The sequence below is a fragment of the Stenotrophomonas sp. C-A genome, from assembly GCF_054030835.1.
Map to the genome: position 1 here is coordinate 2,649,238 of NZ_CM132916.1, position 16,907 is coordinate 2,666,144.

Annotated in this window: 18 protein-coding genes; 4 read left to right on the top strand and 14 right to left on the bottom strand. The window is 67.3% G+C overall.

Annotated features, from left to right (window positions below):
- Window positions 1-13: 13 nt before the first annotated feature.
- From ACW5IY_RS12410 to ACW5IY_RS12475, 14 genes are all read right to left on the bottom strand, one after another.
- Window positions 14-1,189, bottom strand: a complete 1,176-nt coding sequence (locus tag ACW5IY_RS12410; RefSeq protein WP_049437555.1) for a substrate-binding domain-containing protein — start codon at window positions 1,187-1,189, stop codon at window positions 14-16.
- A 265-nt stretch (window positions 1,190-1,454) separates the two neighbouring features.
- Complete coding sequence (gene gspF / locus ACW5IY_RS12415; protein WP_049437558.1) at window positions 1,455-2,654, bottom strand: type II secretion system inner membrane protein GspF; 1,200 nt, start codon at window positions 2,652-2,654, stop codon at window positions 1,455-1,457.
- A gap of 7 nt (window positions 2,655-2,661) precedes the next feature.
- The gene (gene gspE, locus ACW5IY_RS12420) at window positions 2,662-4,095 is read right to left on the bottom strand and encodes a type II secretion system ATPase GspE (protein WP_049437560.1); all 1,434 of its coding nucleotides are present in this window, start codon (window positions 4,093-4,095) and stop codon (window positions 2,662-2,664) included.
- Window positions 4,092-6,473 carry a type II secretion system secretin GspD gene (gene gspD / locus ACW5IY_RS12425; RefSeq protein ID WP_049437562.1) on the bottom strand — a complete coding sequence of 794 codons (2,382 nt, stop codon included), beginning with the start codon at window positions 6,471-6,473 and terminating at the stop codon, window positions 4,092-4,094. The genes gspE and gspD overlap by 4 nt, the downstream gene beginning before the upstream one ends.
- Complete coding sequence (gene gspM, locus ACW5IY_RS12430; RefSeq protein WP_049437563.1) at window positions 6,470-6,997, bottom strand: type II secretion system protein GspM; 528 nt, start codon at window positions 6,995-6,997, stop codon at window positions 6,470-6,472. The genes gspD and gspM overlap by 4 nt, the downstream gene beginning before the upstream one ends.
- Window positions 6,994-8,157, bottom strand: a complete 1,164-nt coding sequence (gspL, locus tag ACW5IY_RS12435) for a type II secretion system protein GspL (protein ID WP_049437564.1) — start codon at window positions 8,155-8,157, stop codon at window positions 6,994-6,996. The genes gspM and gspL overlap by 4 nt, the downstream gene beginning before the upstream one ends.
- Window positions 8,154-9,059 carry a type II secretion system minor pseudopilin GspK gene (gene gspK, locus ACW5IY_RS12440; RefSeq protein ID WP_049437565.1) on the bottom strand — a complete coding sequence of 302 codons (906 nt, stop codon included), beginning with the start codon at window positions 9,057-9,059 and terminating at the stop codon, window positions 8,154-8,156. The genes gspL and gspK overlap by 4 nt, the downstream gene beginning before the upstream one ends.
- 9 nt (window positions 9,060-9,068) lie before the next feature.
- A complete protein-coding gene (gene gspG, locus ACW5IY_RS12445; protein ID WP_049437566.1) occupies window positions 9,069-9,506 on the bottom strand; it encodes a type II secretion system major pseudopilin GspG in 438 nt (145 codons plus the stop codon).
- Between the two features lie 57 nt (window positions 9,507-9,563).
- Window positions 9,564-10,124, bottom strand: coding sequence for a hypothetical protein (locus ACW5IY_RS12450; protein WP_239682866.1), 561 nt, complete (start codon window positions 10,122-10,124; stop codon window positions 9,564-9,566).
- 144 nt (window positions 10,125-10,268) lie between these two features.
- Window positions 10,269-10,820, bottom strand: a complete 552-nt coding sequence (locus ACW5IY_RS12455) for a hypothetical protein (RefSeq protein WP_049437569.1) — start codon at window positions 10,818-10,820, stop codon at window positions 10,269-10,271.
- A 58-nt stretch (window positions 10,821-10,878) separates the two neighbouring features.
- Window positions 10,879-11,859: a FecR family protein gene (locus ACW5IY_RS12460; RefSeq protein WP_049437571.1), complete on the bottom strand. Its 981-nt coding sequence runs from the start codon at window positions 11,857-11,859 to the stop codon at window positions 10,879-10,881.
- Between the two features lie 69 nt (window positions 11,860-11,928).
- Entirely contained in the window at window positions 11,929-12,459 is a 531-nt protein-coding gene (locus tag ACW5IY_RS12465) for an RNA polymerase sigma factor (protein WP_019337777.1), read from the bottom strand.
- A gap of 16 nt (window positions 12,460-12,475) precedes the next feature.
- Window positions 12,476-13,156: an STN domain-containing protein gene (locus tag ACW5IY_RS12470; protein WP_049437573.1), complete on the bottom strand. Its 681-nt coding sequence runs from the start codon at window positions 13,154-13,156 to the stop codon at window positions 12,476-12,478.
- A gap of 452 nt (window positions 13,157-13,608) precedes the next feature.
- Window positions 13,609-14,073, bottom strand: coding sequence for an Lrp/AsnC family transcriptional regulator (locus ACW5IY_RS12475; protein ID WP_005413654.1), 465 nt, complete (start codon window positions 14,071-14,073; stop codon window positions 13,609-13,611).
- Between the two features lie 127 nt (window positions 14,074-14,200).
- Between ACW5IY_RS12475 and ACW5IY_RS12480 the strand changes: the two genes are divergently transcribed.
- From ACW5IY_RS12480 to ACW5IY_RS12495, 4 genes are all read left to right on the top strand, one after another.
- Window positions 14,201-14,932: an AzlC family ABC transporter permease gene (locus tag ACW5IY_RS12480; RefSeq protein ID WP_049437574.1), complete on the top strand. Its 732-nt coding sequence runs from the start codon at window positions 14,201-14,203 to the stop codon at window positions 14,930-14,932.
- On the top strand, window positions 14,929-15,243 hold the full coding sequence (locus tag ACW5IY_RS12485) for an AzlD family protein (RefSeq protein ID WP_049437576.1): 315 nt from the start codon (window positions 14,929-14,931) through the stop codon (window positions 15,241-15,243). The genes ACW5IY_RS12480 and ACW5IY_RS12485 overlap by 4 nt, the downstream gene beginning before the upstream one ends.
- Before the next feature lie 220 nt (window positions 15,244-15,463).
- Complete coding sequence (locus ACW5IY_RS12490; protein WP_152906228.1) at window positions 15,464-16,045, top strand: hypothetical protein; 582 nt, start codon at window positions 15,464-15,466, stop codon at window positions 16,043-16,045.
- A gap of 299 nt (window positions 16,046-16,344) precedes the next feature.
- Complete coding sequence (locus ACW5IY_RS12495; protein WP_152907694.1) at window positions 16,345-16,899, top strand: hypothetical protein; 555 nt, start codon at window positions 16,345-16,347, stop codon at window positions 16,897-16,899.
- Window positions 16,900-16,907 lie beyond the last annotated feature (8 nt).

Here is a 16,907-nt window from a genome sequence, read left to right on the forward strand (position 1 = left end):
CCAGTGCTGCGGATTACAGCGGACGACCGATGCCGGCGCAGGTGCTGGGATTGTTCAGGCCGGCAGTGCTGCTGGCCAGCACGAAACGGTTGCGGATCGCATCGCGCCAGGCCTTGGTCAGCGGAATGAAGCCGTGGTCGGTGATCGACTTCTCATACGCGACGGTGTAGGTCGCAGGATAGTGGCGGGCCAGGAAGCCGCGCAGGCTGGTGGCGACGCTCGAATCCTTGTAGCACTGGCCGATTACCAGGTTGGTGTAGCCGGCGATCGGATAGCCGGCCGACGGGTTGCCGAACACCGGCACCCAGTTGGCGGGGTCCTCGGCAGCGGTGCCGGTCGGCGGAGCGACGGTGTCCAGGGTGGCCTGCACGCTCACCTGGTCCGGCGAGAAGCCCTTGACCTTGGCGACCTTGGTCGCATCGGTCACGTTCGGGATCACGTCCGGGCCAACGTAGCCGATACGTCCTTCAGCAGCGTAGACAGCGTTGTACAGCGAGGTGCCACCGGTAGCCGGGGCGGGCACCAGGAACGCCGGCAGGTTGCCGTTGGCATCGCGCTTGTACAGGTCGGCGAAGGTCGACTTGATGGCGAACTTGCCGCCCACCAGCTTCGAGGTTTCAGCGTTCTCAGCGGCACAGGCCGCGGTCAGGAAGCGGCTGAACATTTCGCTGGTGCCGCTGCTTTCCGGGCGGTACACGACCTGGATCGGGCCGCTGCGGTTGGCATCGATGGTCGACCAGTCGCTGATCGCACCCGAGAACACGCCGCAGATCTGCGCCACGCTCAGGTTCACCGCAGAACCGGCCTTGTTGAACGGGATGGTGACCGAGGTGGCCACCGACGGCACCTGGATCAGCGCGCCGTAGCGGTTGGCATTGGTCGGCTGGTTGAAGTTGGTGGTGTAGGTGGTCAGCTCGGTGTTGCTCAGCACCGAATCGCTGCCGGCGAAGTGCACGGTGCCGGTGGTCGAGAACAGCAGCGAGTTGTTTTCCAGGAAGGCCTTCTTGCCGGTGCCCGAACCGGTCACGGCGTAGGTGAAGTTCGCCGGCAGAATGCTGTCGGACGAACCCTTGTAGAGGTCGGCCGGCAGCGAAGCGCCGCCGCCGGTGACAGTCTGCGCCGAAGCGGCACCGGCAGTGGCCAGCAGCGCGGTGGCAACCAGCGCGGCCAGGGTCTTGTACTTGTTCATGATCTTCTCCTGAAGGGTTTACTGCGAAGGGAAACGCCAAGGGAGGAACGGTCACTACACGCCTGCTGCCGCCGAGGGCCTCCCAGCCCACTCTGCGGCGACGTGGCTATGCTGGTGCGCGCCGATGACAGGCCGCTTAAGAAACCTCTGGAAGATCAGAAAAAGGTGTGGAGGATTGTGTGGAGGAATCCAGCTGTCAGTAGATCCACGCCATGCGTGGATGTGCCGCCCATGGCGCGGTGATCCATCCACGCATGGCGCGGATCTACTGCACCAGTTGGTTCATTTCCATGATCGGCATCAGCACCGCCAGCACGATCGTCAGCACCACGCCGCCCATCACCAGGATCATGGTGGGTTCCAGCAGCGCGGTCAGCGCCATCGCGCGACGCTCGATCTCCCGCGAGATCGTCTGCGCAGCGCGATCCAGCAACGGCGCCAGCGAACCGGTCTTTTCGCCACTGGCCACCAGGTGCACCAGGATCGGCGGATACACCTTCTGTACCTTCAGCGCAGAGCCAAGCGCGGCACCTTCGCGCACGCGCCCAGATACGTCATCGGCACAGCGCGCCAGCAATGCATTGCCAAGCGTCTGTCGTGCCGCCTCCAGCGCACGCAGCAGCGGCACGCCGGCATCGAGCAGGATCGCCAGCGTCGAGGCGAAGCGCGCACTGTTCACGCCCAACACGAAGCGCCCGATCATCGGCACCCTCAGCAACAGCGCATCCCAGCGCAGGCGCAGCTCTGGCCGGCGCAGCGCCAGCCGCCACGCCACCACCAGCGCAGCGATGCCCAGCCCCACCCACACGCCCCAGCTGCGCACGAAGGCGCTGGCCGCCAGCATCACCTGGGTCAGCATCGGCAGCGTCTGCCGCGCCTGCACGAACGCGGTCACCACCTGTGGCACCACGTAGCTGAGCAGGAAGATCACGATCGCCACCGACACCAGGCTGATCGCCGCCGGGTAGATGAAGGCGGTCAGCACCTTGGCCTGCAGCGCGTTGCGTTCTTCGATGTAGTCGGCCAGGCGCTCCATCACTCGCGCCAGGTCGCCGGAGTCTTCACCCGCCCCCACCAGCGCCCGATAGATCGGTGGAAAATCGCGTGGCCGCGCGGCCAGCGCCACGGTCAGCCGCTGGCCTGCGCGCACGTCGGCGCGAACTGCAGTGAGCGCCTGCGCAACATGCGGGCGCTCGGCCTGCTCGATCACCGCACTCAAAGCACCTTCCAACGGCAGGCTGGCGGCCAGCAGGCTGGCCAGCTGGCGCGTGGCCCAGGCCAGCTCGCTGGCAGACAACCGGCGAGCCCCCCAACCACTGCCGGCACTGCGCGCCGCACTCACCTGCACAGGGGTCAGCCCGCGCCCACGCAGCAGCTGGCGCGCACCGCGCGGGCTGTCGGCATCCAGCTGACCCTTCTCGATGCGGCCCTGCGCGTTGGCAGCCTGGTAGTCGAACAGTGCCATGCAGGCCTCAATCGTCGCCGGTGACGCGCAGGATCTCTTCCAGCGTGGTCACCCCGCTGTCGACCCAGCGCTGGCCGTCCTGCCGCAAGGTCCGCATGCCGGCACGCCGGGCCGCCTCGCGCAGCGCGGGCTCACCCTGTCCTTCATGGATCAACGCGCGCACGCGGTCGTCGACCACGAACAGTTCATGGATGCCAGTGCGTCCCCGATAGCCGCTATTGCCGCAGGCCGCGCAGCCCACAGCGCGCCATACGGTACGACCCTCGCCGTCCACCTCGGCACGCCGGCACTGCGTGCACAGCCGCCGCACCAGCCGCTGCGCCAGCACGCCGCGCAGCGAGGACGCCAGCAGGAAAGGCTCCACGCCCATGTCGGCCAGGCGGGTCACCGCCGAGATCGCATCGTTGGTGTGCAGCGAGGCCAGGACGCCATGCCCAGTCAGTGACGACTGCACAGCGATCTGCGCGGTTTCCAGGTCGCGGATCTCGCCGATCATGATCGTGTCCGGGTCCTGGCGCAGGATCGCGCGCAGCGCGGTGCCGAAGCTCATGCCGATGCGTGCGTTGACCTGGATCTGGCCGATGCCTGCAAAGTCGTACTCCACCGGATCTTCCACGGTGAGGATGTTGCTGGTGCTGCTGTCGAGCTGGCCCAGTGCGGCGTACAGCGACGTGGTCTTGCCGCTACCGGTCGGCCCGGTGACCAGCACGATGCCATGTGGCTGCCGGATCAACCCGGTGAACGTGGCCAGGGTGTCATCCGCCATGCCCAGGCGCTGCAGCTGCAGGCGGCCGGCATCCTTCTCCAGCAGTCGCAGCACGGCGCGCTCGCCATGCCCGGTCGGCACCGTGGAGACACGGATATCCAGCGGCCGCCCGCCCACGCGGATCGCGATGCGCCCGTCCTGCGGCAGCCGCTTCTCGGCGATGTCCAGGTGGGCCATGATCTTGATGCGCGAAACCAGTGCTGCATGCAACGCGCGACGCGGCTGCACCATGTCGCGCAGCGTGCCGTCGACACGGTAGCGCACCACCGAATGGGTCTCGAACGGTTCGATATGCAGATCGCTGGCGCCATCGCGTGCGGCCTGTGCCAACAGCGCATTGATCATGCGGATCACCGGTGCATCGTCCTGCGCATCCAGCAGATCGGTGACCTCCGGCATGTCCTGCATCAGCCGGTCCAGGTCGACTTCGCTTTCGGCGGCACCGACCACGGCAGCGGCATCGCCGCCGTCACGGTATTGCTCACCCAGCCGCTGCTGCCAGGTCGCCGCATCCAGCGCATGGAACGGCAGCGGGCCATGCCGGCGGCGCAGTTCGGCCACGGCCCACGCCGCGGTGTCGGCGGTGCCCAGCAACACGGGCTCGCCGCCCGCCTCGGACAGCATCACGCCATGGCTGCGCACCCAGGCATACGGCAGTGGCGCAGACGCGCTCACGGCCCGATCACCAGTTCCGGCGTGTAGCCCAGCCCGCGCAGCTGCTGCAATGCCGGATCCAGCGTCGCCGGATCACGCGGCAGGCGCACGCGCAGGCGTTGCCCACTCTCGCCCGGCGTCGCCTCCGCGTAGGCCTGCAGGCCCAGTGCCCGCACCTGTGCAACCCCCTGGCTGGCACGGGCCGGGTCCAGCCCCTGCGCGAACTGCACCAGCTGCGCGTCGCCGTCACCGGCCGGATACAACGCCGCCAGGCTGGTGTTCTGCAGCGGCTGGCCCTGCCCGTCGCGCACATTGCCCTGGCCGAGTACAGACAGGTCCTGCGGCGGCAGCTGTGGTGCCGACAGCGCCGGCAATGCCCAGCTCTGTACCGGCTGCGCGCTGGCCTGCGCGTTGCGCATGTAGTCGTAGCGGTCGCGGGTCAGACGCTGGCCGGCGGCGGGGTCGCGCACCACGTGCGGGCGCAGGAACACCATCAGGTTGGTCTTGGAGCGCTTGCGCGTATCACTGCGGAACAGCGCCCCCAGCAACGGCAGCTTGCCCAGCCCCGGCACCGCATCACGACCGTGGCTGACGTTGTCCTCCAGCAGGCCACCCAGGACCATGATCTGGCCATCGTCCAGCAGCACGCTGGTATCCAGCGCACGCTTGTTGGTGATGATGCCGGCGGCACTGTTGGCACTCTGCGCGTCGATGCTGCTGACTTCCTGGTAGATGTCCAGCTTCACCGTTCCGCCCTCGGAGATCTGCGGGCGCACCCGCAGCTTCAGGCCCACGTCCTCGCGCACGATGGTCTGGAACGGGTTGTTGCTGCCGCCACCGCCGTCGGTCACGTAGCGGCCGCTGACGAACGGTACGGTCTGGCCGACCATGATGCTGGCCGCCTCGTTGTCCAGCGTCATCAGGTTCGGCGTGGACAGGATGTTGGCACCGCCCTTGCTCTGCAGCGCAGTGGCCAGCGCTTTCATGTTGAGGATCTGGCCGACACCGGGTAGGTTGATGGTGCCGTCGATCACGCCGATCTTCAGGCCATCCTTGGGCAGCACGTCCAGCGTGGTACGCGCGCCGGTATTGAGCCCGCTACCGCCGGTGGCACCACCGAAGTGGGTGCCACCAAAGGTGCGTCCATTGCCCAGCATCCACTGCACGCCTAGCTCGGCCGCGTCGGTCTGGTTGACCTCCACGATCAGGCTCTCGACCAGCACCTGTGCACGGCGCTGGTCGAGCTGGTCGATCACCCGCCGCAGGTTGCGGTACACCGGCTCCGGCGCCGAGATCAGCAGCGTGTTGGTGGCCACGTCCGCCTGCACCGAGATGCCGTTCTGGCTGAAGCCGGTGCTTCCCGCATCGATCGGGTCACGGCGGCTGGGGTCCAGGCGCTGCGATTCCAGCGCATTGCCTCCGGTCTTGGCCTGCTGCGGCTGCGACGGCTGCGTTGGCGTGGAACGGTTGGCGTCACCCGGCAGTGGTGTGATGCCTTCATTGCTGCCCATCGCCGGTGCATCGCTCTGCCCCGCCACCACGCCTCGCAACACACCGGCCAGCTGGTTGGCCTGGGCATTGCGCAGGTAGACCACATGCAGGTTGCCGGACTCGTCCTGGGCGCGGTCCAGCTTCTCCACCAGCTGCCGCGCCAGGCGGGTGCGGCCGGGACTGCTGGAGCGCAGCAGCACGCTGTTGCTGCGCGGGTCGGCCATCACCACCACCTTCTGGGTGGGCTCGGCGCCCTGCGCATCCAGCAGCGGCGCGACCATCGCCGCTACGTCAACCGCAATGCCCTGCTGCAGCTTCACCACATCGGTGTCCATGCCGGCCGGCGTATCGACGCTGGCGATCACCCGCGCGATGCGCTCCAGGTTGTCGGCGTAGTCGGTGATCACCAGGGTGTTGTTGCCCGGATTGGCGGTGATCGGATTGTCCGGGCTGATCATCGGCCGCAGCACTGCCACCAGCGCGGCCGCGTTCTCGTAGCGCAGCGCGAAGGTGCGCGTGGCGACCTCGCCCCCTGCACCACCACTACCGACCCGGCCACCAAGCAGCTTGGCATCGGCCTGCGGCACCACCCGGCTGACGCCGCCGTTCTCAACCACCGCGAAGCCACGCATGCGCAGTGCGCCCAGCAGCAACTGGTAGGCCTGGGTACGGCTGACCGGACCATCGGAAACCACTGTCATCTTGCCGGTCACCCGTGGGTCGACCAGGAACTGGCGTCCGGTGAAGCGTGCCGCCATGCGCAACACGCCACCGATATCGGTATCCACCAGGTTCAACTGCACCGGCTCATCGCGGGTGTCCTGCGCCAGCACCGGCGCCGGTGCGTGGGCCATGCACACGATCAGGGCCAGTGCGGTACTGCAGGCAAGGCTGCGCATCGCCCTCATGGATGGGCACCCACGTTGAGCGCCATCACGATGTTTCCGGAAATCCGTGCCGCCGGCATGTTCGCATCCCCTGTGCGTGTCAGTTGCAGCTGCTGCAGTTCGATGGCCGGATCGGCCAGCACGGGCAGCAGCCAGTTCCACAGCGCGTCAGCGGGCACCGCCTGCACCTGCAGGTGCCAGCGCCCGTCGCGCGCTTCGATATGCAGTCCGTCGGCGAGGCCGGCCGACTTGATTCCGTCACGCAACCTGGCCATCGTCGGGCGCTGCCCCTGCGTCCGCTGCTGGCGCTCGCGTGCGTGCAGCAGTGGCGCCAGGACACGCGCCTGCGCCTGCAGCCGCGGCAGCTCGGCCTGCCAGTGCGTGCGCTGCTTCAGCAGCGGCTCCAGCCACAACATCCACAGACCCGCCGCCAGCAGCGCCACCACCATCACCCACAGCATCAGCCGGTCGCGCGGTGGCAGGCGTTGCCAGCGCTGCTGCACGCCCGTCATTCCCGCGACCAGCCGCAGGGTCCGGGTCGTCACTGTCCAGCTCCGCTCACCCGCAGGCGTCCACCGGCTTCGCGCGCCAACTGGAGGCCCTGCGCCTGGACCGCTTGCTGCCAATGCTCAAGCCGCTGCGGATCGTCGGCCAATGCCTGGGCGTCGGCATCCAGCTCCATGTCCAGCTGCCCGGGCTGGTAATGCAGGCTGCGTACCTGTCCCGCCAGCTCCGGAACCGCCTGCAGCGTGCCGGCTACCTGACGCTGCAGCGGCGGCAACGGCGGCGCCGGCAGTGGCACGGCCAGTGCTCGCCTTGCCTGCAGCACCGGGTCCACCACGTCGGTGATTTCCGGGAAGCGTGCGCTGAACTGGCGTGCCATGTCCTGTTGCAGGGCCTCGCCCTCACTTCGCCACCGCGAGACCTGCAGTTGCAGACCGAGCGCGGCCAGCAACATCGCCGCCAATGCCAGCCCGATCGCAAGCCGCGGCGCTTTCTGGCCCGCCCCGGGCAGCGGCAATGACCAGCCTGGCAAGGGGCCAGAGGCCTGCCGTTCATGGGGGATGGCGGTGGCCGGCAGACTGTCCGGCCACGTCGGCGGCACACCATCGATCCACTGCACGGCCTGCACGCCGGCCTGTTGCAGGCGCACTGCCAACGCCTGCATCACCGCACAGGCATCACGTCCGCCATACCATTGAACGAAACCCCGATCGCGCCCGCTGCGTACCAGCAGGTGCTCGCCGCTGATCTGCAGCGTGGCATGGCCGTCCTGCCAGGGCAGCAGCAGCGGCGTCGGATACAGTGCCTGCAGCCGCAGTGCACACGAAGCCAGCAGCTGCTGCGCCTGCAGGACCGCCTGCTGGCCCAACCAGGTCACAGGAACCGTGCCGTCCGTCGCCTGCACACCGTGGGCCAGCGCTACCTCCTGCAGGTCATCCAGCAGCATCGCCTCCACCTCACCCTGCAGCGCCGACTGCAGACGGCGCCCGGACAACGGTGGCAACTGCAGTTCCAGCAGGATCAGGTCGTTCGGATCGAGGCAGGCATGCACCGCAGCCTGCGGATGGCGCAGCCCCAGCGCCGCCAGCGTGTCGCGGCCGTGAGCCAGCACCTCGCCCTTGTGCAGCTGCGCCCAGTCCACCGCGCTGTCGGCGCGCAGACGCTCAAGCGCCGGCAAGCGCACCCGAAGCTGCACGGTCATGCGCCGATCCTCGTCCACACGCGTTGCACACGCACGCCATCGTCGCGGTACTCGCGCCAGAGCAGCGCGCGAAAATCAACCGCGCTGCCGTCAGCCTGCACCTGGCCGACGGCAAGGAACCACTCGCTATGGATACCCAGGGGAAGCACGGCCATCTGTTCGTTGCTCAGTTGGAGTCGATTGGCGATGTCGCCGCGATTGAGCAGCCAATGACCAGCGTCGCGCTCACCGAGCAGCGCCTGCAGCCGTGCCGGTTCGACCGCAGGCGTCACCGCCTGCAGAACGCGCAGGTCGCTGGTGTTGGCGTTGACCAGGGTCTGCGCCGGCAGCACCACGGTGCGCCGCGCCAGCGCCTGCAGCGCTACCGGGTCAGCGCCGGCCAGCGCCTGTTCGATCAGTGATTCACGCGGCAGCGGCGCCTGCGCCTGCATGTCGCCATCGCGCAGGCGCGCCTGGATGTGGTCCGCGGCGGATGCGCAGGCGCCCTGGCCCAGCCCCTGCCCGGCACACAACGCGATGAACGCGCGCCGCGCCTCGGGGTCCGGCCTGCCATGCGCCAGCAGGTTGCGCAGGTTGAACATCGACTGCGCATCGACCAGTTGCAGCTGCACCGGCAACGGCGCCTGCAGCTCCAACGGGCGGGCCCAGCGCCCGCTGCGCACCGTGGTCAGCTGTTCCTTTACATCCTCACGCAGCTGCTGCGCTGCACGCTCCAGCGTTACGTCCACGGCCATGCGTACCTGTGCGCGCAGCTGGTCGCCACGCAGCGCGCGCAGCTGGGCCGACTGCCGGGTCAGCAGTGCCGTGGCAATCACCGCCACCAGTGCCACCACCAGCAGGGCGACAATCACCGCCATGCCACGTTGACGGACACTCGAAAAAGAACGCATCCGGGCTGACATCGGCCTGCCTCACAGCTGCCAGGAGCCGATGTCCGCGTTCCCGGCGTCGCCACCGGGCTTGCTGTCCGCACCCAGCGAGAACACATCGATGTCGCCGTGGGTGCCAGGTATCTGATACTGGTACGGATGGCCCCACGGGTCATTGGGCAGGCGATCCAGATAGGGCGTGACCGGCATCGCGCCACCGCCCTGCGGGGGCTTCACCAGTGCCTGCAGGCCCTGTTCGGCACTGGGATAGCGACCATTGTCCAGCTTGAACAGTTTCAATGCCTGCATCAGCGCCGCGATGTCCTGGCGCGCCGCCACCACCCGTGCCTGGTCCGGACGGTCCATCAACCGCGGCACGATCAGCGCGGCGAGGATGCCGATGATCACCACCACCACCATGATCTCGATCAGGCTGAAACCCTTCTGCCGAGCTTTGCGACCACGAATCTGCCTTGCCATTGTTCCGCCCTCGTCATCCTGGAAGAGACCGCTGCGCCATGGTCAGCGGTGCATGTGTCAGTACGATAAACATCCGCCGGCAATTCGCTGCGCGTGTGCCTGTGCAGGCGCAACACGCGCAGCCGGCGCACATGCAGACTCGAGCAGGTGCCGCGGCACGCTGGCCAGCGCATCGTCGATGCAGCCGCGCAGCAATGGGTGCGCGCAGGCCTGCAGCAGCCGCACGCACTGCATCGGCGACCACGCTGTTCCATGATCGAGGCCGATGAACATCCGATAGGCCTGGTGATAGCGCAGGTCGTCGTACACGCGCTGGGCACTATTCAGATCGCGCATGACCACCAGCAGGGCCGCGCGTTGCAGCAGCCGCGCATCACCTGCATCAAGCGGGAGCGGGCTCATGGCTGCTTCGGGCCAGGGCCGCAGCTGCAGGTCGAGCGCTTCTCGCAGCGCCACCAGTGGGTGCGCACTACCATCCAGTGCCGCCCAACGCCCCGCATCTGCCCAGGCGTCACTGGACAACACCCAGACCCAGGAGTGCCCATAGCGCTGCACGTTCAATGGCGTATGCCGTGCCTGCTCCAGTGACTGGCTCAGGTGACGATCCAGCTCCAGCATGCTGATCCTGCGACTGTCTGCCATCGGCGCCGCCCGTGCTCCGCGACGCGTGGTGCGCCGTACTCTGGAGAAGACGTCAGCAAGGCAGGTGAAGCGACAGCGCACACGCAGCTCTGTGCGCTGCGTGGCGCTTCATCGCCAACGTCATCGCAGCGTCATCTGCCTGCAGGCTTCGCGCTCCAGTCGCGGTGCGTCGCCTCCGCAACGGCGCGCCAGTATCGCCACGTCGCTGCGCGCGGCGAACGCGGCCAGCGCATCGGTCATCTCCGCGTCATCGCACCATGCCCCCATCGCAACGCGCAGCGCCGGCAATTGCCAGCTGTCCATCACACCGTGGGTGCCCGCCACGAACCAGTGCCACAGCCGATGGTGCAGCACCTGCTCGTGCAGCTGCGCCAGATCGTCAATGCCATGAACCCCCGTCAACAGCAGGGCGCGCGCGAGGACCGCAGGTGACAACGCACCGGCTTCAGACAGGGGAAGCGCCTGCTGCTGCAGGCGCAGCAGCATCGCCAGCGGGTGCGACTGCGGATCGAAATCCAGCAGCACCGCCTGTTGCTGCCACTGCGCATCGGACACCACGCACACCCAGGGCGAGCCATATCGATGCACCATCAACGGCCGTCGCTGCGTGGTTTCCAGCAACGCCGACAGATTGCGACGCAGATCCAGCACACCGATGGTCTCGTTGCGCATCCTTGGCTTCTCCTTGCTTGCAACAGCCCTGCGCGGTGCGCACGGCCAGCGTCTTCATCTATCCAAGGACGGCAATGCCACCCGGAAAGCGACGCAGATCCAGCGACATCGTCAGTCGCAGCTGCTCAAGTGCCGCGTCCGGATCATCGATGCGGAAACGACCGCTGACCGGTGCGCGCGCCAACGCCGATTCGCCCAGCAGTACCTTGCCGCGGCGGTAACGGTTGATCTCCTCCACCACCTCACGCAGCGGTGCGCGGCGGAACACCAGCATGCCCTCGGTCCAGGCACTCACTTCCGACGCCACGGCCTCGGCCACCACACCACTGAGGCGCTCGTCGTACTGGGTCTGCTGGCCCGCCTGCAGCTGCAGCCGGCCCTGCGGATGCTCGATGCGGGCACTGCCCTGCAGGCAGGTCACCCGCACCTGGCCATGGGTGTTGCGGACGTCCAGGCGCACCGCTCCCTCATCGGCAATCACGCAGCCCGGGCCCGCGAACAACGCCAGGCGCAGGCCGGCCTGGGTCTCGATCGCGGCCTGGCCCTGCACCAGCTCGAAGCCTTCGCCCTGCGTGTCCGCGCGGCGGCGCAGGCTGCTCTGCGTATCCAGTTCGATCTTCAGCTGCGGCGAGGGCGCGATCTGCAGTCGCTCACCGGTGCCAGTATGGAAATCGGCTGCCATGGCCGTCACCGAGGGCCACAGCCCCAGCGGCGGGCGGATGGCCGCCACCACTACCAGGCTGGCCGGGGCGGCAATCGCGGCGCCCAGGAAGGCGCGTCGGCTCCAGCGCTGGGCCGGCGTCGGCACGACCGGTTGACGCGCGGTGGCGGGCAGCTGCTCGCCTGCCAGGCGTACCTGCTCCCATTGCCGGCGCGCTCGGCCAAACGCTTCGCGATGACGCGGGTCAGCCTCACACCAGGTACGGAACCTGCGCCCGTCGGCGGCGGTCGCCTCGCCCGAGGTCAGCCGCACCACCCACGCGTGGGCCTGACGCTCGACGGCATCCAGCGGGCGTTGCGGGCGATCGTCAGGATCCATGAGGGCTCATGCCGGACCCGCACGCTGCGGGGTTCTGCTCGGCGTCAAAGTGTAGACGGATGCCGTCGCTCAGAACCGCACCTGGCGCCCCTGCCCGCTGCGCTCGGCCAGGTAATCCTGGGCCGCCTTCAGCTCACGCTGCACCAGCCGCAGCGACACGCCGAGGTGGTCGGCCACGTCGCGCTGCTGCAGGCCATCGACGCGGATTGCCAGCAGGATGCGGCGACGGCGCTCGGGCATGCGCTGCAGCAGGCCGACCATGTCTTCCAGCGCGAAGTCCAGTTCGGCCGCCTGCGCCGGGCCGGGTGCCGGGTCGGCCATGTCCATCAGCGTATCCACCTCCTCCAGGCTCAGCAGGCGGTGGTCTGCACGTTGGCGGTCGATCACGGTATTCATCGCCATGCGCAGCAGGTAGGCCGCGGGGTTCTGTACGGCGTCCAGGCGATCACGCCGCGCGCTCAGGCGCATCCAGGTGTCCTGCAGCGCGTCGCCGGCCAGCTCTTCCGAGCCCAGCTTGCGCACCAGCCGGCGCTTCAGCTCATCGTAGGCACCCAGAAGGTGGTCCATCAGGTCAACTGCCCCAGCCGTACCGTTGCTCATGTTCGAATCCTTGAAGTCATGGAAGGGGCGCGCGCCGGCCACAGTCGTGGTCGGTGCCGGAAGGTCGGATCTGCAGCGTTACCGGCTGCGCCAGCGCGCCAGCCTCGGCCGCCAGCACCAGGCCCTGCATCGCCTGCAGCAGGCGTGCATCGCGACGGGCGCTGCCACTGCCTGACAGCAGCTCGGGCGCATGCACCTGGCCTTCGCTGTCGACATGGAAACGCAGCGTCGCGGCATAGCGGCCGGGCGCGATCTCCGGGTCGTCACAGAACACTGCGCGCAGGCGCTGCTGCAGCCCGCCGTAGCGACGCCGGCGCTCGGCATCGGGAAGATCGACGCCAACACCGGGTTCGGCGACGGAGGACGTGCCCCGGCGCAGCACCACACGCTGCTCGCCGATCACCTCGGCCTCGATACCGGAGTCCTGCAACAGCACCTTCAGCGCAGGCAGCGGCGCCAGGCTGGCGCGCAGCGCATGGCTGCTGCGGCCCGCAGCAAGATCGCCCGGGTACATCACCGACCACCCGCTGATGACGCTGAAGCGCTCGACCGCCTGTTCCAGCGGCTGCGCAGGGATGTCGTAGGCATGAACAGCGTCCTGTGCGGCAGCGGCAAAGGACAGCAGCAGCCATGCGGCGATGGCCACCTTCCAAGTTCTGACCGCATGGTGTCCATTCAGCCCCCTGACGTAGAACACATGACCCTCGGCAGCGACAGCAGCTGCAGTGGACGCGCACCACGACCGGAACCCCGGCCCGCGCGCGACCCGCAAGCGGGCTCAAACCGTACCGGTGCCAGATGTCATTGCGATGACCGCCGCCACGGCTGACGCCGAGGCAGGCTCCGTAAAGCCAGTCACGCATCAGGAATCAATGAATCGAGCAGACAGGTTCATCTGCGCACGGGATCCGACCCCGACAGATCGCGGAAGCTGTCAGGCGGCGGGGCGGTATGGCCAGGCAGGACCGTTGGCGCCATGGATGGCGCCATCGAGCCCCCAAGGAAGGGTTTACGGCGTGTCCTGCCTGGCCATACCGCCCCGCCGCCCCACGGAGAATCTCTGTTGCTGTGCTGTTGCTCCTGAGGTTGCCGGCCAGCGGCCGGCACTACCGCGGGTGCCGGGTGCAACCCGGCCGGAACCCACCATCCTCAAAGCGGCAACTGGGTCGTCTGCTTGATCCGCTGCATCGGAATTTCGGTCTTCGTGTTCTGCACCCCGGCGATCCGGTTCAGGTGCTGCATCTGGAACTGCCGGTAGGCATCAAGGTCGGCCACCGCCACCCGCAGCAGGAAATCGCAGTCGCCCGCCATCAGATGGCATTCAAGCACTTCCGGGAATGACTTGATGCTGTTGATGAAGTGGTTGGTGGTGTCCTCGTCCTGCCCGCGCAGCCACACCCGCACGAACACCGTGAAGCCGCGGCCCACCTTGGCCTCGTTCAACAAGGCCACATAGCGATCGATGTAGCCGCCCTCCTCCAGCAACCGCACCCGGCGCAGGCAGGCCGACGGCGACAGCCCGACCAGGCGAGCCAGCTCCAGGTTCTGCAGGCGGCCGTCGCGCTGCAGGGCGTCGAGAATGCGCCGATCGAGGTTGTCGAGCTGGTACTGCATGGGATTTCACCCGTGTGACTTCTGGCCGCATGAAATATCAATCATCCAGAATCAAGTGGCATCAACGCAACCCGATTTCGTGATCGGACCGCTAGCATGGGCCACCCCCACCTCGTTGTGCCGTTCCATGGACGCCCGTACCACCCTCCCCCTGCCAGACATCTGCGATACCGCGCCGCGTGCCGAATTCCTGCGCGGCCTGCGCGCCGCGGTACCGGTGATGATCGGCTTCATTCCCTTCGCCCTGGTACTCGGCGCGCAGGCGGCCCAGAAGGGCCTGAGCGCACTGGAAGTGCCGCTGATGACCGGCCTCAACTTTGCCGGCGGGTCGGAGTTCGCCGCCGTCGAACTGTGGACGTCGCCGCCACACATCGCGCTGATCGTGGCCATCACCGCGCTGGTCAACAGCCGCCACCTGTTGATGGGCGCCAGCCTGGCCCCGCTGCTGCAGCACCTGCCGCGCCGCCGCGTGCTGCCGGCCCTGTTCTTCATGTGCGACGAAAGCTGGGCGATGGGCGTGGCCGATGCGCGCCGCCGTGCGCTCGGCTTCAGCCTGGCCTACTACCTGGGCGTATCGGCAGGCCTGTACACGGTCTGGGTGGCCTGCACCGCGCTGGGCGCAATCGTCGGGCCGATGCTGGGCGACATCCACGCCTACGGCTTCGACATGGCCTTCCCCGCCGTGTTCCTGGTGCTGCTGCGCGGCATGTGGCAGGGCATGAAAGCGGCGCGGCCGTGGCTGGTGAGCCTGGTGGTGGCCGCTGCAACCTACCTGCTGATCCCGGGAGCGTGGTACGTGGCCAGCGGCGCCCTGGCCGGCCTGGCCGCCGCCTGGCTGCTGGCGGAGGACGCAGCATGATCTTCAACGGACTGATCCACTGGACCTCGGTGCTGACCATCGTGCTGATGGCCGCCGCCACCTACCTGACCCGCATCGTCGGCTTCCTCGCGCTGCGCAACCGCACGCTGAGCAAGCGCGCGGTAACGGTGATGGAAGCCGCACCGGGCTGCGTGCTGATCTCGGTGATCGCCCCGGACTTCGTCGCCGACAAGCCCGCCGACCTGGCCGCACTGGCGATCACCCTGCTGGCCGCCACGCGGCTGTCGATGCTGCCGACGGTGCTGATCGGCGTGGCCTCGGCCGGAGTGTTGCGTTATCTGATGGGCTGACACACGCGCGACTTCACAACGTGGTGCGACTGGAGGCACAAGTGTCGCCATTAGCACGACCTGGACATTTGCCTGCCGCGTCAAATGTGGCCCGGAGCCACCTACTGGAGGTGTTTGAAACAATTCCGATTGCCTGATCGAGCCACAGTCGATACGCATTGACTACCGAGCCAGCGGGTTGAGCTGATCGGTCAATCGACGTCAAACGTGGAGAGTACCAATGAGCAATCTACGAGCGATCGTGGCGGCAATCGGTATCACCCTCATCTCTGCTGGCTGCGGGCCAATGGAGTGGCAGTTGAGCGCATCGTGCGAAGAAACCAAGAAGTGCCGGATAGAAGGCAGGATTGGAGGCAAGATCGGCGGAGGCGAACGCGATGGCATATTTTGGTTCGAGCGAATTCTGCTGGCGTCGACATCGGAAGTCCCAGATGCCGCGCAATTCGAAATCGACGTCTCGGGTTCATCCATAGCCTTCCCAGCCAATGGATCTGTAACCCTGCTGCTGTTTGACGCCAGGCAAGGAGCCACCATCGCCGCCAAGCAGTTCCAATGGCATCGAACAGGAACCGTCCTCCGGCTTGTCGATCCGGATGGCGCGAACGCCTGGGCCGCATCTGCGTCCGGTCCAGCGACCGAGTTGAGGTATGACCTTGCAACATTCGATGTAGGTGCAGCCCCTGGACCAAACACCATCGCGGCGGCCTCTCGATATGGCGGAGCCACCAAAGCGGCTTCAGTCTCGGAATTTCAAGTCTGTACGAAGTATCCATCGCCGTATCAATGCGGGCTGACCCCCTGATGCAGCGCCGCCAGTCCAGGCGTACCCAACCAGGCTCCGCCCTCGGGCACTATGCTGGGCTGGCGGCAATCCTTCTGGCCACAAGTGCGTGCCAATCCCTCCAGCTGCCTCCCCGGAACCTGGTCAGTCCCGATGGAGGGTATGCCACCCTGTTGCGAGGCCCTTCCTCGCATCTGAAGATCAGCACAGTGTCAGTGCTACCCGGCCCGGAAAGCTCGGAGTATGCCAACCGATCCATCGAGTGCGGGTGGTCATCCGTCGCAACTCTGCTTCTCTGGGCAGATGGAGCGCTTTCGGCCATGCAAGCATCACAGCTTTGCAAGGCCGCCGCACGATCCGCTGGACTGCCGCTCCAGGCAAATGGGCTGGAATGGATGCCTGTGCGTTACCAGCTCACGATCGTAAGTGACGGAGGCGGCATCTGGCGACAACTGCCAGGACCAGAGCCGCCGGGCCAGGTGGTCAGCTTCTGGTTTCCCTCCGGCCCCGACACCGATTCGCTGCGCAAGCGCGTGATCGCCACCACCGCGCATGAGTTCCAGCATATCGCCACCGCATTGTCTGGGCAGCCGCGGCGCGGCGGGCAGCGGGAACCAGACGCCTATCTGGCAGGCGCATGTGCCCAGCTGGTGATCGAAGGTGCAGTTGCACGTACGGATCTGCCAAGCGGACACGATCCGCGAGCTGATCCGTTCCTGCCATCCGCAGCCAGGCGCTCCGCGCACGCGGGCAGTACGACCGGGACAGCGCTGCTGCGGTTCTTCGGTGACGCGGAAACCTTGCGCATCAATGAGGGAGGCCGCCACCTGGTGCAGCATTGCCACGAGACGATCGGTTTTCCCCTGCAGCAGTGAACGCCCAC